This is a genomic window from Pseudomonas sp. NPDC089569, from assembly GCF_050280625.1.
In the GTDB taxonomy this organism is placed as follows: Bacteria; Pseudomonadota; Gammaproteobacteria; order Pseudomonadales; family Pseudomonadaceae; genus Aquipseudomonas.
The window spans coordinates 17,116-35,980 of the sequence record NZ_JBNNVQ010000023.1 but is presented as its reverse complement, the minus strand read 5'-3'; the positions used below and the strand labels follow the sequence as shown (position 1 = coordinate 35,980).

General features: G+C 61.2%; 16 protein-coding genes. 10 read left to right on the top strand and 6 right to left on the bottom strand.

What is annotated here, in order from left to right; all coding sequences use genetic code 11:
* Positions 1 to 52 precede the first annotated feature (52 nt).
* The 3 genes from ACQKP2_RS12645 to ACQKP2_RS12635 all read left to right on the top strand — a co-directional run bounded on the left by ACQKP2_RS12645 (position 53) and on the right by ACQKP2_RS12635 (position 3,918).
* Positions 53 to 1,483: a DUF1254 domain-containing protein gene (locus ACQKP2_RS12645; RefSeq protein ID WP_427576815.1), complete on the top strand. Its 1,431-nt coding sequence runs from the start codon at positions 53 to 55 to the stop codon at positions 1,481 to 1,483.
* Positions 1,484 to 1,628: 145 nt separating this feature from the next.
* Positions 1,629 to 2,669, top strand: a complete 1,041-nt coding sequence (locus tag ACQKP2_RS12640) for an AraC family transcriptional regulator ligand-binding domain-containing protein (protein ID WP_427576813.1) — start codon at positions 1,629 to 1,631, stop codon at positions 2,667 to 2,669.
* 217 nt (positions 2,670 to 2,886) lie between these two features.
* Positions 2,887 to 3,918 (top strand): DUF1254 domain-containing protein, encoded by a 1,032-nt coding sequence (locus tag ACQKP2_RS12635; protein ID WP_427576811.1) that lies wholly within the window; start codon positions 2,887 to 2,889, stop codon positions 3,916 to 3,918.
* A gap of 52 nt (positions 3,919 to 3,970) precedes the next feature.
* On the opposite strand, the gene ACQKP2_RS12630 is transcribed toward ACQKP2_RS12635, so the two are convergent.
* Complete coding sequence (locus tag ACQKP2_RS12630) at positions 3,971 to 4,567, bottom strand: eCIS core domain-containing protein (RefSeq protein ID WP_427576809.1); 597 nt, start codon at positions 4,565 to 4,567, stop codon at positions 3,971 to 3,973.
* Between the two features lie 430 nt (positions 4,568 to 4,997).
* Here ACQKP2_RS12630 and ACQKP2_RS12625 point away from each other — a divergent pair, with 430 nt between their 5' ends.
* The 3 genes from ACQKP2_RS12625 to ACQKP2_RS12615 all read left to right on the top strand — a co-directional run bounded on the left by ACQKP2_RS12625 (position 4,998) and on the right by ACQKP2_RS12615 (position 9,000).
* On the top strand, positions 4,998 to 5,978 hold the full coding sequence (locus ACQKP2_RS12625) for a GlxA family transcriptional regulator (protein ID WP_427576807.1): 981 nt from the start codon (positions 4,998 to 5,000) through the stop codon (positions 5,976 to 5,978).
* A 235-nt stretch (positions 5,979 to 6,213) separates the two neighbouring features.
* A complete protein-coding gene (locus ACQKP2_RS12620; protein ID WP_427576805.1) occupies positions 6,214 to 7,425 on the top strand; it encodes a M24 family metallopeptidase in 1,212 nt (403 codons plus the stop codon).
* A 234-nt stretch (positions 7,426 to 7,659) separates the two neighbouring features.
* Positions 7,660 to 9,000: an MFS transporter gene (locus ACQKP2_RS12615; protein ID WP_427576803.1), complete on the top strand. Its 1,341-nt coding sequence runs from the start codon at positions 7,660 to 7,662 to the stop codon at positions 8,998 to 9,000.
* A gap of 293 nt (positions 9,001 to 9,293) precedes the next feature.
* On the opposite strand, the gene ACQKP2_RS12610 is transcribed toward ACQKP2_RS12615, so the two are convergent.
* From ACQKP2_RS12610 to ACQKP2_RS12600, 3 genes are all read right to left on the bottom strand, one after another.
* Complete coding sequence (locus tag ACQKP2_RS12610) at positions 9,294 to 10,310, bottom strand: GlxA family transcriptional regulator (protein ID WP_427576855.1); 1,017 nt, start codon at positions 10,308 to 10,310, stop codon at positions 9,294 to 9,296.
* Positions 10,311 to 10,565: 255 nt separating this feature from the next.
* A complete protein-coding gene (gabP, locus tag ACQKP2_RS12605) occupies positions 10,566 to 11,960 on the bottom strand; it encodes a GABA permease (RefSeq protein ID WP_427576802.1) in 1,395 nt (464 codons plus the stop codon).
* Positions 11,961 to 12,038: 78 nt separating this feature from the next.
* Positions 12,039 to 12,821 carry a creatininase gene (locus tag ACQKP2_RS12600; protein WP_427576800.1) on the bottom strand — a complete coding sequence of 261 codons (783 nt, stop codon included), beginning with the start codon at positions 12,819 to 12,821 and terminating at the stop codon, positions 12,039 to 12,041.
* 522 nt (positions 12,822 to 13,343) lie between these two features.
* On the opposite strand from ACQKP2_RS12600, the gene ACQKP2_RS12595 reads away from it, so the two are divergent.
* Genes ACQKP2_RS12595 through ACQKP2_RS12580 form a run of 4 tightly spaced genes read left to right on the top strand, consistent with a single transcriptional unit; the run spans position 13,344 to position 17,339 of the window.
* Entirely contained in the window at positions 13,344 to 14,471 is a 1,128-nt protein-coding gene (locus ACQKP2_RS12595) for an extracellular solute-binding protein (protein ID WP_427576798.1), read from the top strand.
* A 23-nt stretch (positions 14,472 to 14,494) separates the two neighbouring features.
* Positions 14,495 to 15,415 carry an ABC transporter permease gene (locus ACQKP2_RS12590; RefSeq protein WP_427576796.1) on the top strand — a complete coding sequence of 307 codons (921 nt, stop codon included), beginning with the start codon at positions 14,495 to 14,497 and terminating at the stop codon, positions 15,413 to 15,415.
* Positions 15,412 to 16,209, top strand: coding sequence for an ABC transporter permease (locus tag ACQKP2_RS12585; protein WP_427576794.1), 798 nt, complete (start codon positions 15,412 to 15,414; stop codon positions 16,207 to 16,209). Before ACQKP2_RS12590 ends, ACQKP2_RS12585 begins: the two co-directional genes overlap by 4 nt.
* A gap of 41 nt (positions 16,210 to 16,250) precedes the next feature.
* Positions 16,251 to 17,339 carry an ABC transporter ATP-binding protein gene (locus ACQKP2_RS12580; RefSeq protein WP_427576793.1) on the top strand — a complete coding sequence of 363 codons (1,089 nt, stop codon included), beginning with the start codon at positions 16,251 to 16,253 and terminating at the stop codon, positions 17,337 to 17,339.
* 380 nt (positions 17,340 to 17,719) lie between these two features.
* On the opposite strand, the gene ACQKP2_RS12575 is transcribed toward ACQKP2_RS12580, so the two are convergent.
* Positions 17,720 to 18,019: a DUF1330 domain-containing protein gene (locus ACQKP2_RS12575; RefSeq protein ID WP_427576791.1), complete on the bottom strand. Its 300-nt coding sequence runs from the start codon at positions 18,017 to 18,019 to the stop codon at positions 17,720 to 17,722.
* 149 nt (positions 18,020 to 18,168) lie between these two features.
* The gene (locus ACQKP2_RS12570; protein WP_427576789.1) at positions 18,169 to 18,837 is read right to left on the bottom strand and encodes a type 1 glutamine amidotransferase domain-containing protein; all 669 of its coding nucleotides are present in this window, start codon (positions 18,835 to 18,837) and stop codon (positions 18,169 to 18,171) included.
* Positions 18,838 to 18,865 lie beyond the last annotated feature (28 nt).

Below are 18,865 nucleotides of genomic sequence, written 5' to 3'. Positions count from 1 at the left end.
TGCCTGTCGGGCTCCGGCGTCTGCTCACGCTTTTGTCTTCAAGGACACTTTCATGCACGATTTGAATGATGTGAACGATCTGTTCGAGCAGCGTCGCCGGCTGCTCAAGGGCTTCGCGGTTGCCGGCCTGGCCGGCGCGCTGGGTGCCATCCTGCCGACAGGCCGGGTGCTGGCCGCCGACAGCCTGGAGGAACAGGCTTATCAAACCGGGTTGGCCGCTTACGTCTACGGCTACCCGCTGATTTACTTCGCCAGGTTGCGTTTTGCGCGGATGATGCAGGGCGATCCGATGAGCGGCGTCAAGCACCGTTACGGCGCATTCGTCCACCGCCGCCAGACCATCACGCCGTCGGTGCCGGGCATGCCGCAGACCGATACCCTGTACTCCAACTTCTGGGGGGATCTGCGCGAAGAACCGCTGTTGCTGCGCATTCCGCCGATCGCTTCGCGCTACTGGAGCATCCAGCTCTGCGATCTGTTCGGCGTGGGTTTCGGCGTACCGAATCACCGCACTTTCAGCGACGGTGCATTGATTGCCCTGGTCGGGCCTGACTGGCAAGGCTCGCTGCCGGACGAGGTGCGCAAGGTCTATCGCGCGCCTTCACCCTTGCTGCTCGGTTTGCTGCGTGTGTATTTCTCCGATGAAGCCGATCGGCAGCAGGTGATTGCCCTGCAAGAACGCTTTGAGCTGTTTCCCTTGAGTACCTACGGCAAGCCCGGTTGGCAGGCACCGCCGGCGAATGTCTTTGAGCCGGCGGACATAAAGGCCGATCCGTTGGCCGACTTCAAGGCCCTGCATTTGATGCTGCGAGAGTGCCCGCCACCCAGGAGCGATGCCGGTTTGCTCGCCAGCTTCGCGACCATAGGCCTTGGGAGCAATCAGCCGTCGGATTTCTCGGCACTGGACGAGTCGGCGCGTCGCGGGTTGAAGCGGGCCGAAATCGATGGGCGTGCAAGGGTGGCTGCGTCGACCCGGAATTTGCCCGGCAATCTGTCCAGCAATGGCTGGCTGTACCCGCTCAAGCACATCGGTACCTACGGCGACGACTACGCCTACCGGGCCAGCATGGCGCTGCTGGGCACCGTCGCATTGCCGATCAGCGAAACGATCTACCTGATTTACCAGAAGGACACGACTGGCCATTTGCTCGACGGCAGCGCGCAGTACCGCGTGACGTTCCCGGCCGGGAAGCTGCCCGAGGCCGACGCGTTCTGGTCATTGCATTTGTACCGCTATGAAGGCTACTCGGTGATTCCCAACGCCCTGAACCGTTACTCGGTGGGCAACCGTACGCACTTGCAGGCCGATGCCGATGGTTCGATCACCCTGTACCTGCAAGCCAGCGATCCGGGCGCCGAGAAAACCGCCAACTGGTTGCCAACCGAGGCCGGCAAGCCGTTTTTGATGATTCTGCGCGGTTATGAACCGACCGGGGCGTTCGCCGCCCTGACTTGGCCGGGGCCGACCGTCAGCCGCATCTGACGCGGTTGCTGCGCTGCTTTATCGACGCTTGGGGCCATTGCCCTCCAATCGCCCCGGACGCCAGTGTCGGGGCGTTTTTTTCCTTGTTGCGCAACCCCGGGCGGACGACCATTCTTTGCCATACCTTTGGAATCGATGCCTTGCCATGAATCCTGTCGCATCCTCCCGCGCAGTGCTGGCCCAAAGCACCCTGGCCACGGTCGTGAGCGCCATTGCCAATACCTTGCGGGGCGAGTACGGGATCGCTGCGGACCCGGTGCTGTCCAGTGTCGGTATCGATCCGGCGGTGATGCAGGACCCCGAGCTGCGCCTGAAGGTCACGGTCCTCAGTCCGCTGTGGCTGCGCTGCGTCGAGTTGACCGGCGACGAGGCGTTCGGCCTGCGCGTGGCTCGCTATCTGCTGCCGGCGCAGTTTTATGGCATCGACCTGGCCTTGAGTACCAGCGCCACTTTCGGCGAAGCCTTGCAGCGTCATGTACAAATCATTCGCATCATGACCACCAGCGCGTTGCCCCAGCTGACCACGGGTGCCGACGGCGATATTCGCCTGGAGTTCCATCAACACGGTCCGATCCGCCATACGCACGCGGCGCTCGACTGTTTCTACTATGGCGTCTACATCCGCCTGTTCGAACGCCAGACGGGTCTTCAGGCCCGGCAATTGCTGCGCCGCCTGGAACTGTCCCGGCCAATGCCCGCAGACCCGACACCCTGGCAACTGCCGGGGCTTGACGTGCATTTCGGATGCCCCGGCAGCGCCATGGTGTTCAAGGCTCAATACCGGACATTGCCTTTGCCCGGAGCGAACCCCTACCTGCTGGCGCAACTGGAGCTGCCCATCCTGCAATACCTGGCCCAACTGGGATTGCCGCTGCCACCCAGCGCGTTGCGGGCGCGACTGGCCGGGATGCTGGCCGACGATCCCACCGTCGAGCAACTGGCGGCTGCGCTCGACATCAGTGCGCCACTGGTACGGCGAAACCTGAGCGAACAAGGCCTGACCTTCAGCCGGTTGCTCGATCAGGCACGCGAGGCCCAGGCCCTTGTGCTGCTGGGCGACCCGGCCTTGAGTCTGGTTCAGGTGGCCAATCGGCTGGGCTTCAGCAGTTCCAGCAGTCTGGTTCGCGCCTTTCGTCGATGGCAGAACAACACCCCCGTGAACTATCGGCGGCAACTGCTGGGCTGACGCAGTGGCGATCGGGTGACTGCTCTGGCGCGGTCCGCCGGGTGTTCAGTCAACCGAACAATGCAAGTGTGTTGCGCTGCTATCCTTTGATGTTCGACGGGGGTATTCAGGATTGCAGCGCGACATCGGCAGGAACGCAGGCTGTACAAAAACGTGTGAAACAACCAAACAGCATCGCAGGAAGCGGTCGTGGTGCGCTCATTTGAAGGGGAAGCTCATGCAGGTTCGCGTCATTCCACTTGTGTTACTGACCACGGCCGCCCTGGCCTGGCAAAACGTTTCTGTCGCGGCTGAACAGAATACGGTGACCGTCGATAACTTCATCCGGGCCGAGTCCGACACCTACTTCGCCAAATTTGCGAAGGAAGGTGGCTTCGGCAAGTTCAGTCACGAACGTCAACTTGCCCCGATAGATAAACAAAGCGTCATCCGGATGAACCGCGATACCTTGTATTCGTTCGGTGTGTTCGACCTGGATGCGTCGCCCGTGACGGTGACATTGCCTGACTCCGGCAAGCGCTACATGGCCTTGCAGGTGATCGACGAGGATCATTACGCCCCGGATGTGTTCTACGCACCCGGCACGCATACCCTGACCAAGGAAAGCGTGGGAACGCGCTACGTTACCTTGGCGATTCGAACGTTCGTCAATCCCGATGACCCGGCCGACATCAAGGCCGTTCATGGGCTTCAGGACGCCATCAAGGTCGAGCAAACCGCCACGGGCAAGCTCGAACTTCCACAATGGGACGCGGTTTCACTGAAGAAAATCCGCGAGGCCCTGCTGGGTGTCGTCGCGGCCAGTGGCGGCATCGATTCAACGCGCATGTTTGGCAGCCGGCAGGAAGTGGACCCTGTCCAGCACCTGTTGGGCACTGCTGCCGGATGGGGCGGCAACCCGCGTACCGCCGCCATGTACACCGGTGTCACGCCTGCCAGGAACGATGGTAAAACGGCCTACCAGCTCACCGTCAAAGACGTGCCGGTGGACGGTTTCTGGTCGGTGAGCGTCTACAACAAGCAGGGTTTTTTCCAGAAGAACGCGAAGAATGCCTACACCGTCAACAACGTCACCGCCAAGCGCAATGCCGACAACTCGGTGACGATCCACTTTGGTGGCCAGGATGTGAACGCGTCGAACTACATTCCGATCACCCCGGGGTGGAACTATCTGTTCCGGATGTATCGTCCGCAGCAGCCGATTCTGGACGGTTCCTGGAAGCCGGTCGACGCCGCGCCGGTGAACTGACTCCAAGCCATTGGCCCCTGCGCTGCGTTTCAAACCCTTGAGGCGCAGCGTTTCATTCGGAATCCTTGCGCACCGCGCGTCTGACCTCGGCCTGTATGGCATAGGCCGGCGCCTCCACGGCATTGAAGTCCTGGGTGTAGCGCTGGGCGAATCCTTCGACGCCCCATTCCTGATACTGCTGCACGTGCTTGAGCTCGTGGGCCCAGAGCGCGACGTTCTGTTCTGCGGTTTGAGCGTCCTTGAAGAGGATGATGTCGATCAGCGTCACGGCGTTGATATCGGGGCTTTGCAGCATGAGCGAGGCATCGCTGAACTGGCCGTTGTCGCTGATCTTGTAGCGTGCCGCATCGAGGACGCCCGGGTCGTACCAGCGCAGCAGTTGTTCACGGATGTTCGCCGGAATGGGCTGGAGGCCGGACAAGGCCGCTTGCGCGCGGGCCTGGGTCAGCCACAGGGCGAGGGCAGGGGCGGCAATCTGATAGACGCCGTCAGGAAAGGGACCAAGTATCGGCCCCAGGTCGGGCAAGCAGATGCAGCTGTCCAGGCACACTTGTTTCTCGCCGGCAGGGCAGGTGTCGGCCCAGGCCGGCATTGCCAGCGTCAGGCAAAGAACAAACAGCGCCAACAGGCGTGTGGCGATAGACGGCATGGGGGGCTCCAGAGGCAGATGCAGCGCGAAAGTGGTCTGCATCGAACAACGACCTGCAAGACATAGCGTAGTTCCTGTCGGTCGCTTCACGGCAGGCGTCCTGCCATCGGTAGCGGTGAGCACTTGCGGGTCGATTTTGGACATCTGTCGACGATCCCGACCCTCGACAATCGGGTGACATGCCGCCCCCCAGGGCGTAATGCTGTTCAGCTAAGGAAACTGTAGGAGCGAGCATGCTCCGGGCGGCGTTCCGACGATGAAGGCCCAGACGACACGGGAGTTCAGACATCCCGCGTCATCGTTAACGACCATCGTCGGAACGCCGCCCGGAGCATGCTCGCTCCTACAGTGAACAGCATTACCCCCCCAGGGCGGGATTGCGCTCAGCGCCATCGAGTGCTGAGTCATCTTGACCAACGGAGCGTGGAACATGCTGCAATCGCTCGCACCTGACCGGTCACAACCACCGGTGCTGCGTCTGGGTTTCTGGCTGACGGACGCGTTCGATTTTTATGCCCTGGCCAATGCACTGGAGCCCTTGCGCCTGGCCAACCAGCTGGCCGAGCGCAGCGTTTGCCAGTGGCAGATGCTGAGCCTGGGCGGACAGACTGTGCAGGCCAGCAACGGCATTGCCACCGCCACGGCACCCATGGACCAGGCACACAGGCTCGATGTGTTGATTCTCTGCGGGGGCGACGACGCGAACCTGCCAGCGGAACATCCGGACCTGCGCGCGCAACTGATCCACTGGGCGGCGCAACCGGTCAGCCTGGGGGCGTTGGGCAAGGCAGGCTGGTTGCTGGCGCAGATCGGCGCCCTGGATGGTTACCGCTGCAGCTTGCCGGAACCTGCCGCGCCGCTGGCGTTTGCCGCGTTGGGCGAGTTGACGCCGGTGGCTGCGCCGTTCTGTGTCGATCGCCAGCGCCTGACCTGCGTCGGCCCTCAAGCCGTTCAGGGGTTGATGCACGAACTGCTCGCGCGCACGCACGGTCGTGGCTTGATCCTGCGCATGGAAAAACACGTCGCGCGTCAGGCCCGACCGTTGCTCCCTGTGCAAAACGCCCCGGAAAAACTGCAAGCCACGCTGGCACTGATGAACGGCCACCTGCGGCACATGCTGGGTATCGACGAACTGGCCGACGCCATGGGGATTTCCAGGCGCCATCTGGAACGGTTGTTCAAGCACAATCTGGGGTGTTCGCCCTCGCGGCACTACCTCGACTTGCGCCTGCAACGGGCACGCCAGTTGCTGAGGGCCGGTGAGCAGTCGCTGCCGGGGGTCGCCCGTGAGTGCGGGTTCGTCTCGGTGCAGCATTTCTTTCGCTGTTATCGCCAGTACTTCGGTGCGCACCCTCGCGATCATCTGGACGCACGGGGGATCAGCAACATGCAGGAGACCGCGATCGCCTGATCTTGCATGTACCGCCCCTTACCGATGCCCCCGCCAAGCGGCTTTTACCGCGCTTGCCGGGGGCATTTTGCGTTGTGCCGTCGGGCGCCGGAGCAGCAGTTTCGGCTACAGCGGATATGACCAACTACAGGTCGGATTCGCGCAAAAAAACTCGCATTGCATCTGTTCGAATGATCCTCAGCGGCCCGCCAGATTGGCGCCTTCTGTCGCTCAATCAATGACAAGGATAAATGACATGCAAATGCCGAAAACCATCCAGATCAAGAACGGTGAAAAGACGAATCCGACCTTCTCGGTTCAGGAATACGCCAATCGCCAGGCCAAGTTGCGGGCTTATCTGGCCCAGAACAATATCGATGCGGCCGTCTTCACCTCCTACCACAACGTCAACTACTACAGCGATTTCCTCTACTGCTCGTTCGGCCGCCCGTACGCGCTGGTCGTGACCCAGGACAGCGCCGTGACCATCAGCGCCAACATCGACGGTGGCCAGCCATGGCGCCGTACCGTGGGCACGGACAACATCATCTACACCGACTGGCAGCGCGATAACTACTTCGTCGCCATTCAGCAGGCCTTGCCCAAGGCCGGGCGCATTGGCATCGAGTTCGACCATCTGAACCTGCTCAATCGCGACAAGCTCGCCAGCCGCTATCCGCAGGCCGAGCTGGTGGATATCGCCGCGCCGTGCATGCGCATGCGCATGATCAAGTCGGCTGAAGAGCACGCGATCATCCGTCACGGTGCACGCATCGCGGACATCGGCGGTGCCGCCGTCGTCGAAGCCCTGCGTGATCAGGTGCCGGAATACGAAGTCGCCCTGCACGCCACCCAGGCGATGGTGCGTGAAATTGCACGCACCTTCCCGGACTCCGAAATCATGGACACCTGGACCTGGTTCCAGTCCGGCATCAATACCGACGGCGCACACAACCCGGTGACCTCGCGCAAGGTCAACAAGGGCGACATCCTGAGCCTCAACTGCTTCCCGATGATCGCCGGCTACTACACGGCGCTGGAACGTACCCTGTTCCTCGACCACTGTTCCGACGAGCATCTGCGCCTGTGGGAAGTCAACGTCAAGGTGCACGAGGCCGGCCTGAAGCTGATCAAACCGGGCATGCGTTGCTGCGACATCGCGCAGCAATTGAACGAGATCTTCCTGGAGCATGACCTGCTGCAATACCGCACCTTCGGCTACGGCCACTCCTTCGGTACGCTGAGCCATTACTACGGCCGCGAGGCCGGGCTGGAGTTGCGCGAAGACATCGACACCGTGCTGGAACCGGGGATGGTGGTGTCCATCGAACCCATGATCATGCTGCCCGAAGGCCTGCCGGGGGCCGGTGGTTATCGTGAGCACGACATCCTGATCGTCAACGAGCAGGGCGGTGAGAACATCACCAGGTTCCCGTATGGCCCGGAACACAACATCATCAAGAAGTAAAACCCCACGCCGCACAGTGAACCTGTGCGGCGTTTCTTTTGGACCTGTGACAACTGCGTAGAAACGGTCGCTGCGACGCCCCGGTTCTACCGAAAAAACGATGCATGCACGCCTAAATGCGCGCAGCATCTACTGAGCCTTAACCCTGCCAAGTACAACAACAGAGGGTTTTGTCATGTTCCACGTCCCGACCGTTCATTTCGATCACCGCACCTCCAATGCCGGAGGTGGCCAATGAGCACCCAAAGCACAAGCCTTTCATTAACCCTGGAGCAGCAGCTTGAACAGACGGCCGAGCGCAAGGCACTGCGCCGCGCCGCCAGCGCCAGCTTCATGGGCAATTTCGTCGAATGGTTCGACTATGCGGCCTACGGCTATCTGGCCACCGTCATCGCCCTGACGTTTTTCCCGCAAACCGACAAGACCACCGCGCTGCTGGCGACATTCGCCGTGTTCGCGTTGTCCTTTATCGTCCGCCCGCTGGGGGGACTGGTGTGGGGGCATTTCGGTGATAAATACGGGCGGCGCAGCGCGCTGTCCTGGTCGATTCTGATCATGTCGATCTCGACCTTTTGCATTGGCATCCTGCCCACCTACAACCATATCGGTTTGTGGGCGCCGGCCTTGTTGTTACTGATTCGCCTGTTCCAGGGCTTTTCCGCTTCGGGTGAGTACGCCGGGGCCTCGGCTTTTCTCGCCGAATATGCGCCCGAGGGCAAGCGCGGTTTGTACACCAGCATCGTGCCGGCGAGCACGGCGACCGGTTTGCTGTTTGGCGCCGTGTTTGTCGCCGGCCTGCACGCCTGGTTGAGTGTCGAGGACCTGCACGAGTGGGGCTGGCGCCTGCCGTTTTTGCTGGCGGCGCCGTTCGGGCTGGTGGGGCGCTATATCCGCATGAGTCTGCAAGACACGCCCAAGTTCCTGGAGATGGAAAAGCGCCTTGAAGCCAAGGAATGCGCGACCCACGCGCCGGTGCGTGAACTGCTGACCGTGCACCGTCGCAGCGTGATCATCGGGATCGGCGCGACCTGCCTGAATGCCGTGGCGTTCTACCTGTTGCTCAGCTACATGCCGACCTACCTGTCCACCGAAATGGGCATGAGCGAGAGCGACTCGTTCCTGGCCTCGACCGTGTCGCTGGCCACCTATATCGGGCTGATTTTCCTGATGGGCAAGCTGTCGGACCGGTTCGGACGCAAGACCATGCTGTTGGCCGCATCGGTATTGTTCCTGGTGCTGACATTCCCGCTGTTCGGGATGCTGGAGGGGCAGCCGCTGATGGTCATTCTGCTGATCCAGATTGCCTTCGGCGCGATCCTGGCGATGAACGACGGCACCTTGCCGTGTTTCCTCGCCGAGATTTTCCCCACCCGCGTGCGCTTCAGCGGGTTTGCCTTCAGCTTCAACATCGCCAATGCGGTGTTCGGCGGCACCGCGCCGTTTATCGCCACCTGGCTGATACAACAGACCGACAACAAAATGGCCCCGGCCTGGTACCTGTTGGCGGCAGCGGCGGCGGCATTGATCGCCATGCTGGCGAGCCGGGAAACGGCGCATGGGGCGTTGCAGGACTGAGTTGCACAGCGCCGATCTGACGGACGTACCCTCTGTAGGAGCCAGGCTTGCCGGCGAAGGCGACCTGACGTCGTGCGGCGGCCCTGAAAACGCCTTCGCCTGTAGGAGCCAGGCTTGCCGGCGAAGGCGACCTGACGTCATGCGGCGGCCATGAAAACGCCTTCGCCTGTAGGAGCCAGGCTTGCCGGCGAAAGCGGTCTGACGTTGTGCGGCATCAATGAAAACGCCTTCGCCGGCAAGCCTGGCTCCTACGGGGGGGGCGTCAGTGGATCGAATGTGGCAGCGACGCCAAATCAATGCACCGCCGCCACCTGTTTGCGCTCGCCGATGGGCGATACGCCGAAGTAGCGGCTGTAGCATTTGGAGAAGTGCGCCGGGGAAACGAAACCGCAGGCAAGGGCGATATCGCGGACCTGCGATTCACTGCGCAGCAGCAATTGCCGCGCACGGGAAAGGCGCAACTCCAGGTAGTACTGACTCGGCGTGCGTTGCAGGTGCTTGTGGAACAGGCGCTCCAGTTGCCGCACCGACACCTCGTTCAACCGCGCCAGCTCCTCGAGGGCCACCGGCTCTTCAAGATTGGCTTCCATGATCGCCACCATCTGGCTGAGCTTGGGCTGCGAAGTGCCGAGCTTTTGCCGCAATGGCACGCGCTGCCGTTCCTGCGCCCCGCGAACGCGATCACACAACAGCAACTCGGCGGCGTGGGCTGCGATGTCCCGACCGCCCGGTTCGCGCGCGATCAATTGCAGGGTCATGTCCATGGAGGCCACGCCACCGGAGCAGGTGTAGCGATCGCGATCCAGCTCGAACAACTGGTTGGAAATAATGATCCCCGGAAAGCGCTCCTTCAGCGCTTCGATGTCTTCCCAGTGAATCGTGCAGCGATAGCCCTTGAGCAGATCGGCGCGGGCCAGCAAGTGGCTGCCGGTGCAAATCCCGCCCAGCGGCACCTGGTCATGCGCCAGCTTGCGCAGCCAATTGAGCAGCGGTCGGCTGTCGGGATTTGAGACGATCGGGTTTGACCCGACCACGAACAGCATGTCGAGCCTGGGGGCATCGGCGATGGTGTGGTCGGGCAGGATGCGCATGCCATTGCTGGCCGTCACCGGGTCCAGGCTGGCGGCGATGATGACCGTGCGGAACATCGAGCGACGCGCCGCCAGGTTGGCCATGCGCAATGTTTCCACGGCCGAGGCGAAACCGATGGTGGTGAAGTTGGGAATGACCAGAAAGCCTACGGTTTTCACCGGCGCTTGTTCATTTGCCGAACGCCCTGCAGCGGGCTTCGCCATCTGGAGTTTCGCCATCATTACTGCTCCTCGACTGCAACCGTGACGTGCTCTGCGGCAAGCTGCCGACAGGGGGCTACGTCATCGTGTTTTTCGTGATGGTTGGATTTGCGGATGTTACACCGAGTGCCTGACCCGCAGGCCACCAGGTGATGAATACGAAGGGGTGCGAACCCGATCATGCGTGCTGGACAATCAACCCAAAAAAAAGCCGGCCAGCTCCGTGGTGGCGAGCGGCCGGAAAGAGGTGAACAGTTGGGCGGTTCGATGGTGTTAGGCGTGTTCCGTCTGAACCGTTTCAATGCCTGGCACGTTCTTCTTCCTCGAGTTGAAAATCCCACCCATGCAGACGATGGACAGTGCGAGCGCGCCCGTGGCGACAACTTCCATGCGATGCTGCGGCAAAATCAGCATGACCGTCAGAATGCCCAGGATGCAGACAATCACCAGGTAGCTGAGCCAGGGGTAGAACCACATTTTGAAAACGATCGGCTGCCCCGACGCGATCATCTTTTTGCGCAGTTTCAACTGGGAAACGGCAATTACCAGATAGACCAGCAGTGCAACGGCACCGGAGGTCGCCAGCAGGAAGGCGAACACATCGTCGGGTGCAAAGTAATTGAGTGCCGTGGTCAGGAAGCCGACCGCCGTGCTGGCCAGCACTGCAATGTAGGGCACTCCTGAAGACGAAGTCTTCTGCAGCACCTGCGGGCCATCGCCGCGCTTGCTCAGCGAGTAGACCATGCGTGACGCCGTATAAATGGCCGAGTTGAGGCAACTGGCGACGGCAATCAGCACGACGATATCCACGATCAGCTTCGCATGGGGAATGTTCATCAGCTCAAGGGCGCGCTGATACGAGCCGACTTCCATGAGCATGGGATCGTTCCAGGGCACGATGGAGATGATCAGGAACACCGATACGATGTAGAAAATCCCCATACGCCAGACCACGGAGTTGGTCGCGCGAGTGATCTGCCGGGAAGGGTCGCGGGATTCGGCGGCGGCAATGGTGACGATCTCCGTGCCCATGAAGCTGAACACCGTGGTGAGCATCGCCCCGACGACCGCGGTCATGCCGTTGGGCATGAAACCGCCGAACGCATGGCTCAATTGAACGACACCGCTGACCGTCGTATTCGGCAATGCGCCCGCCAGGGCAAGGGCGCCCAGGGCGATAAAGCCCAGAACGGCGATGACCTTGAGCATGGCGAACCAGAATTCGAACTCCCCGTAACGAGCCACACTGAACAGGTTGGTCAAGGTCAGCAGGCCGGTGACGGCTATCGCGAACTCCCAGGTTTGAATGGCGGGAAACCAGGCGTGCAGGATGGCGGCTGCGGCGATGGCTTCGATGGGAATCACCAGCACCCAGAACCACCAGTACAGCCAGCCGATGGTGAAGCCGGCGCTGCGCCCCAGCGCCCGCTCGGCGTAGGTCGAAAATGATCCTGTATCGGGCGATGCGACGGCCATTTCTCCCAGCATGCGCATGACCAGCACCACCAGGGTGCCGGAAAAAATGTACGCCAGGATGGCGGCAGGCCCCGCGGCGGCGATGGCGTGCCCTGAACCGATGAACAGGCCGGCGCCAATGGCACCGGCAATGGACAACATGGTGACGTGACGCTGCTTGAGGCCTGGGGCCAGGTTTGAGCTGCTGGACATGAGACTTACCCTTTTTATTCTAATGGGAGGGTGAAGCATTAACCGTGGAGCGCTTGTTCCGGCACGTCCCTGTGCGCTTTATGTATTGAGATCGAATGCCTCTCGCACGGCGGCACTGATGCCCGAGACACACACTTCGAGAATCAGCTCGCCTTTCTCGCGGCTCGAACCCTTGGGTGACGACAGCGTCCCGCAGGCCGGTGTGCGCTCGGCAATGATGGGGAACACGTCATAGGGCGGGAATGTGGCGGGCGGGTGGTCGACGGCACGTTGCAGATCGACCTTGTCGGGGTGCAGGGCCAGCATCAGCGAGGTCTCGAAAATGCCGCCATGTTCGATGTCCCAGCCGAGGAATCCGTCGGGGTACAGCTTTTGGATCACGGCCGGATCGTTGACGAAGTCCCAGTAGGACAGCACCACGACCTTGAAGTCATGGATGCCGCCGTAGCGAAGTTCCCGCAGGGCCAGGTCGATGCCCTCGACGATGAACATCGAGTTTTCATAGTGCCCGTTCATCAACACCAGTTTGCGCGCGCCATGGCGGGCAAGTTCGCGGATGATGTCCTGCACGGTGTGGGTCAGCGTGGCGCCGTCGAGGCTGGTCGTTCCGGGAAAGTGGTTGCCGCCTCCCGATTTCTGCTGGGACTTGTAGCCATAGGCGAGGGCAGGCAGGACCAGGCCGCTGACATTGCGCGCCACGGCCTTGCACACGGCGGTCGGCAGCAGAACGTCGACCTCCATGCACATGTGATGCCCGTGCTGCTCCAGAGCACCGACGGGCAGAAATATAGGGCAGCCGGTGGCGACCTTCTCTGCATACTCCGGCCAGGTGAGTTCTCCAATAACGACACTGTTGTTCATTGACACACCCTCTGAAAAAGATGGACCGCTTGTTGATGGTTAACCGGTGGTTGGGGGCGTTTGCCTGTTGTCTGGCTGGCCGTTCCCGTGGCGGGAGCTACAGGTGGCGCATGGAGCCATTCGATCAGAGGGAGAGGGGGGGCGAGTTGTCCAAATCCGACCCGTAATTGACAAAATGTCCTCTGGTTTGACGTTTCTGTCCGGTTATCGGATCGAGCCTGCCGGATTCTGTAGGAGCGAGCGATGCGGCGACCCGACTTGCCCACAATGAACTCAAGAGCACAGGGTTGAATCGGTAAGCACGCGTTTTCGTTGACGACCGCATTACGCTTTTGAGGGGAGCCTTGGTGGAAAGGCGCGCCGAGTCGAATCTGACAAAGTCCGGGTCGGGAGCGCACAAAAAACGCTGATGGCTATCTGCTGCAATGCAGTCACGCAGCCATGAATGAATGTGGCTGATAGCGGCAGCAGGTTGGAAACAAGCGCGACAAAAGCCCTTTCCATCACCCAGGCGAGACAATAATGAAAAATCGTATCGACCTCTCACGCCGTACATTCCTCAAGACCGGCAGCATCCTGGCAGGCACGGCAGCACTTGGCGGATTGCTGCCGTTGCGAAGCTTTGCGGCAGCGGAAAAAGAACTGGTGATCCTCGCATGGGCCGGCCACGCAGAGCCGGACATCGTCGCCGATTTCGAGCGCATGCATGGGGTCAAGGTCCGGGCCAAGTACTACACCGGCGGGGACAATATGCTGGGGCTGCTCTCGCAATCGCCGCCCGGCACCTTCGACCTGATTCTGTCCGACGCCGAATACGTCCAGCAACTCAACGCCGCCGAATACATCGAACAGCTCGACCCCGCGGACTATCCCTTCGATGACTTCTACCCCGAGTTCCAGCATTTTCCCGGCCACTGGCAAGGCGACAAGCTCTACTCGGTGCTGATCCGTTTCGGCTTCCTCGGCATCGCCTACAACACCCAGCTCGTTGCCGAATCCAAAGTGCACAGTTATGACGTGTTCTGGGACGAAAGCCTCAAGGGCAAGGTCGGGCACTTCGACTGGCACCTGCCCAATCTCGGGCAGATCAGCCTGATGAACGGCAATGCACGCCCCTACGACATCGACGCCGCGCACTGGCAAGCGGTGCAACAGAAGATGATGAGCCTGCGTCCGCAAATCGGTGGGTTCTTCGATTATGGCGGCACCTTTTCTTCGCTCAAGAACGGCCAGATCCATGCCATGTGCGGTATCGGCGACTGGATCACCGGTGTCCTGCAACGCGCCGGAGCGCCGGTCAGGACCGTGCTGCCGAAAGAGGGTGGCCTGCAATGGACTGAGTCCTACTGCATCGCCAGGCATGCGCACAGCCCGGACCTGGCGAAGAAGTTCATCCAGTACATCACCTCACCGGAAGGCCAGGTCAAGTCGGCGAAGATGGCCGCCTATCCAGCGCTCATCCCGAGCCAGAAGGGCTGGGAACTGCTGAACCGGACCGACCCCGCCGAAGCACGGCGCCAGGGCATGGTGCTCGGGCAGCGTAACGTCATGGACGACATCCGCGACGGCCGCATCAAGTACCGCGAACTTCCGGTCCGGCAGGGCCTGGATGAGTGGAACGACTTCTGGTCGCAATACAAGGGTGCCTGACCCGACGCGTGGAGGTGGTCGTCATGTTCTCGGACAAGTTGAAAACGGCTGCGTCGGCGCTCGCCGATGACGCAGCTGCCGAAACGCAGCGCAGCAGAAAAAAGGCGTGGCGCCTGCCCGGGTTTGGCCTGTTTTTCTCGATGCCGATCCTGATCTGGCAATTGATGTTCTTCGTGTTGCCATTGGTGTTTCTGGTGGCCATCAGCTTTTGGCAGGTGCGCAATTTCCGGATGGTGCCGGCGTTCGAGTGGCAGAACTGGAGCTACATGTTCAGCCGCGGTTTCTTTTGGGATGCCTACGTCCATACCTTGGCCATGGCGGCGGGCGCTACGCTGCTGGTCAGTCTGGTGGCCTTTCCCTGCGCCTATGCGATCGCCTTCAAGTTCCGCGAGTCGGCAAAGCAGCTATTGGTGTTGCTGCTGGTCACACCGTTCTTCACCAGTTACCTGGTGCGCACCTATTCGTGGCAGGTGTTCCTCAGCGACAACGGCATCTTCAATGCCGCGCTGGGGCGGCTGGGGCTTGAGCCGTTTGCCATGCTCAACACAACGTTCGGCACCTATGTCGGCTACTTCACGCTGTGCCTGCCGCTGGTGGTGTTGCTGCAACTGTTCAGCCTGATGTACATCGACCGCTCGTTGATCGAGGCTGCGCACAATCTGGGCTGCGGACGATTGCGCACCCTGTGCCTGGTGGTCGTGCCCTCGGCACGGATCGGCATCGTCGTCGCCGCACTGTTCTGCTTCATCCTGACCTTTGGTGACTTTGTCAGCCCGCTCTACCTGGGCGGTGGGCAGCCGCCGACCTTGAGCACGCTGATCACCGATACCACCAAGTCGGGCCAGCAATGGCCACGCGCGGCGGTGATCGCAACGGTGATGATCGTGACGTTGCTCATCTCGGCGTTTGGCGCGGTTCGTTTCGCTTACCGGAGACGCACATGAACGAGCATCGATTGGTCAACTTCCTGCTGCGCAGCTTTGTCGTGCTGGTGTTCCTCTTCATCTTCATGCCGATTGCCGGCAGCTTCGTGTTTTCGTTCAACATCGACCGCTTCCCTTCATTGCCGCTGGGCGGCTTCAGCCTGGTGTGGTACCAGACCATCGCCGGCGACCCGGCGGTCTGGCAGACGTTCAGAAACAGTTTCACGGTGGGTGTGGTGGTGTCGCTGGTATCGACTCTGCTGGGGTTTACCGCGGCTTATACCGATAGGCGTTACCGGTTCTTCGGCAAGTCGATCTACATGGCTCTGGCGTTCCTGCCGCCGACCATTCCGGTGGTGATCCTGGGGCTGGCGATGCTGGCGTTCCTGTCGCGGGTGGGACTTTCCGGCGAAATCCATGCGGTGATGATCAGCCATATCGTGATCTGTGCACCCTTTGCCATGGCGGTCATCAGAATGCGCCTGGCGCAGATGGACCCCAACATCGAGGCCGCGGCCTGGAACCTGGGGGCCAGCCAGTGGAAGGCCATGCGCCATGTGATTTTGCCATTCGCCGCACCGAGCATTTTCGCTGCGCTGTTCATGACCATGGCCGTTTCCTTCGATGAGTTCGCGGTGGCCTGGTTCGTGTCGGGACTCAATGAAACGGTCCCCGTGCGCATCCTCAACACCTTGCAAGGGCAGGTGAGCCCCACCATCAACGCCATCGGCACGATCGTGTTCATCATGACCATGACCCTGGTGATCCTCGCGCAGTTGCTGTTGATGAGGCGGCGTAGACCCGCCAGTGCCTGATGCCTCACCCCGATCATTTTCCGTACGCCAAGGATTCAGCCATGACTCAACCGCTGGTGGTCTTCGATAACGTGGTCAAGCATTTCGGCAGCTACCAGGCCGTCGAGCGCATGAACCTGGAAATCCACAAGGGCGAGTTCATCGCCATCATGGGGTCGAGCGGATGCGGCAAGACGACGACCCTGCGTATGCTCGCCGGGCTGGATAAACCCAGTGAAGGCGAGATTCGGCTGAACGGTGAGCGCATCAATGATCTCTATTCCTGGGAACGCGAGACGCCGATGGTCTGGCAGAACCTGGCGCTGTTTCCGTTTCTCAATGTCGTGGAGAACGTCGAGTTCGGTCTGCGCATGAAAGGGATGAGCAAGTCCCTGCGTCGCCAGAAGGCGCTTGTTTGGCTTGAACGGCTGGGCCTGGCGGAGTTCGCCACACGGGATATCAGCCTGCTCTCCGGCGGCCAGCGTCAGCGCGTGGCACTGGCCCGCTCGTTGGTCACCGAGCCGCCGATCCTGTTGCTGGACGAGCCGTTGAGCGCGCTCGACGCTCACCTGAGCGTGCGCATGCAAGGCGTGCTGACCGGGCTGCAAAAGGACCTGGGCATCACCTTTGTCTACGTCACCCACAGTCAATCGGAAGCCTTTGCGATGGCTGACCGTGTGGTGATCATGAGCCGCGGCCGGGTCGAGCAGATTGGCTCGCCGCAGGAGGTTTTCCTTGAGCCGCACAACCGATTCGTCGCCGAGTTCGTGGGTGGTAAAAACATTCTTGACTGCACTGTCGTTGGTTTCGAAGCGGGTGGGCTGGTTCGCCTCGATTCGCCGCATGGCGGATTCGTCGCCCGGTTGTCGAAGGGGAAAACCGTCAAGCCCGCTGAACGCGTTGCCGTTTGCGTCAGCGCCGAACATATCCACCTGAGCGCAGCACCCACCCGACGCAATCGGTTGAGCTGCACCGTCGTGGGTGAAGAATTCATTGGTTCGATGGTCAACATCTACCTCGAAACCGACGCCGGGCTGGAGTTGCAGGTGCAGAAGCCGCATGCCGATTACAACCTGCTGGGCGTGCACCGCGGGCAGAAAATATCCGCAGAGTGGGACGGTGCGCATGCACTGATTTTGCGCGGGGATTGATAGGGCCTGGCGTCCTGCGGCGTCCATGAAAATGCTTTCGCTTGTAGGAGCCAGGCTTACCGGCGAAGGCGGCCTGACGTCGTGCGGCGTCCATGAAAATGCCCTCGCCTGTAGGAGCCAGGCTTGCCGGCGATGGCGCCCTGATGTCGTGCGGCGTCCATGAAAACGCCTTCGCCGGCAAGCCTGGCTCCTACGGGTTTGGGGGTGCCACAAAATAGGGTATGTCGCGAGCCTGTGGGAGCTGGCTTGCCAGCGAAAGCGGCCTGACGTCGTGCGATGTCCATGAAAATGCTTTCGCCTGTAGGAGCCAGGCTTGCCGGCGAAGGCGGCCTGACGTCGTGCGGCGTAAATGAAAACGCCTTCGCCGGCAAGCCTGGCTCCTACAGAGCGGAATCGCTTCCTTCAACCAGCAATACCCGATACTCCGCCCCCTTGAAACGATGCTCGCGTGCCTCCTGATAAGCCGCGCTGTTGTACCACGCATGGGCGGCATTCATGTCGGTAAAGCGCAGGATCGCAACGCCTTCGGCCGAGGGGCCTTCCAGTGCGTCGAGCTGGCCATAGAAAGCGAGTCGGGTGATGTCGTGGCCGACACGGGCGGCAGGGGCTGTTTGGGCATAATGCTGCAGGTGTGCGGCATCGGTGGTTTTTTCGCGGATGAAGATGACGTAGGCGGACATGATGGAATCCTCGGAATCACTGTAGGAGTTTGCTTGCGAGTGAAGGCGGTCGTGCGTCATGCAGTGGTATTGAATGCGCCTTCGCCGGCAAGCCTGGCTCCTACAAACTGGGGGGGGCGCCTGTCCTATGGGCAGGCGCATGGAGTGGTTCAGCGCAGCGCTTCGACCATCGCTTTGGCCAGCGGGCCACCGGACGCCGGGTTCTGGCCGGTCAGCAGGCGACCGTCGACCACGACCTTTTCCTGCCAGACATCGGCCGATGAATACTCGGCACCTTCGGCGCGCAGCGCATCCTCCAGGTTGAACGGCACATCGGCCTGCGCGTAGCCGGATTCCTCATCGTTGGAGAATGACGTCAACTTGCGTCCCCGGACCAATGGAGTGCCGTCTTCAAGCTTGGCCCCCAGGAAAGCCGCCGGACCATGGCAGACCGCCGCCACGATCTTGCCGCCGTTCCAGGCGCGCTCGACGGCGCGCTTGACGTCAGGGTCGCGGGCGACATCCACCATCGGGCCGAGGCCGCCGGGAAAGAAGATCGCGTCGTAGTCGAGCACATCCACCTGCGACAGCTTGCGGCTGTTGGCCATGCGGCGGAACGCGGCGCTGTGACGGAAGGCGTGTTGTGCAGGATCGCTTTCGTCGTAGCCGTCTTCCGGCGGTGTGCCGCCCAGCACCGAGGCGTATTCGACCGCCACGCCGGCTTCGGCGAACACTTCGTAAGGGTGGGCGACTTCCGGAAAGAAATACCCGGTGCGACGGTGATTGGGGCCGATTTCGGCGGCGTTGGTCAAAATGAACAGTACGTGTTTGATGGTCATGGCAACACCTCTTGGACATAGCGTTTCG

Coding starts and splice junctions, on each gene's coding strand:
- ACQKP2_RS12595 (WP_427576798.1), top strand. CDS start 13,344: ATGAAAAATCGTATCGACCTCTCACGCCGTACATTCCTCAAGACCGGC.
- gabP (WP_427576802.1), bottom strand. CDS start 11,960: ATGTCCAGCAGCTCAAACCTGGCCCCAGGCCTCAAGCAGCGTCACGTC.
- ACQKP2_RS12585 (WP_427576794.1), top strand. CDS start 15,412: ATGAACGAGCATCGATTGGTCAACTTCCTGCTGCGCAGCTTTGTCGTG.
- ACQKP2_RS12645 (WP_427576815.1), top strand. CDS start 53: ATGCACGATTTGAATGATGTGAACGATCTGTTCGAGCAGCGTCGCCGG.
- ACQKP2_RS12575 (WP_427576791.1), bottom strand. CDS start 18,019: ATGTCCGCCTACGTCATCTTCATCCGCGAAAAAACCACCGATGCCGCA.
- ACQKP2_RS12630 (WP_427576809.1), bottom strand. CDS start 4,567: ATGCCGTCTATCGCCACACGCCTGTTGGCGCTGTTTGTTCTTTGCCTG.
- ACQKP2_RS12580 (WP_427576793.1), top strand. CDS start 16,251: ATGACTCAACCGCTGGTGGTCTTCGATAACGTGGTCAAGCATTTCGGC.
- ACQKP2_RS12635 (WP_427576811.1), top strand. CDS start 2,887: ATGCAGGTTCGCGTCATTCCACTTGTGTTACTGACCACGGCCGCCCTG.
- ACQKP2_RS12610 (WP_427576855.1), bottom strand. CDS start 10,310: ATGGCGAAACTCCAGATGGCGAAGCCCGCTGCAGGGCGTTCGGCAAAT.
- ACQKP2_RS12600 (WP_427576800.1), bottom strand. CDS start 12,821: ATGAACAACAGTGTCGTTATTGGAGAACTCACCTGGCCGGAGTATGCA.
- ACQKP2_RS12640 (WP_427576813.1), top strand. CDS start 1,629: ATGAATCCTGTCGCATCCTCCCGCGCAGTGCTGGCCCAAAGCACCCTG.
- ACQKP2_RS12615 (WP_427576803.1), top strand. CDS start 7,660: ATGAGCACCCAAAGCACAAGCCTTTCATTAACCCTGGAGCAGCAGCTT.
- ACQKP2_RS12625 (WP_427576807.1), top strand. CDS start 4,998: ATGCTGCAATCGCTCGCACCTGACCGGTCACAACCACCGGTGCTGCGT.
- ACQKP2_RS12620 (WP_427576805.1), top strand. CDS start 6,214: ATGCAAATGCCGAAAACCATCCAGATCAAGAACGGTGAAAAGACGAAT.
- ACQKP2_RS12590 (WP_427576796.1), top strand. CDS start 14,495: ATGTTCTCGGACAAGTTGAAAACGGCTGCGTCGGCGCTCGCCGATGAC.
- ACQKP2_RS12570 (WP_427576789.1), bottom strand. CDS start 18,837: ATGACCATCAAACACGTACTGTTCATTTTGACCAACGCCGCCGAAATC.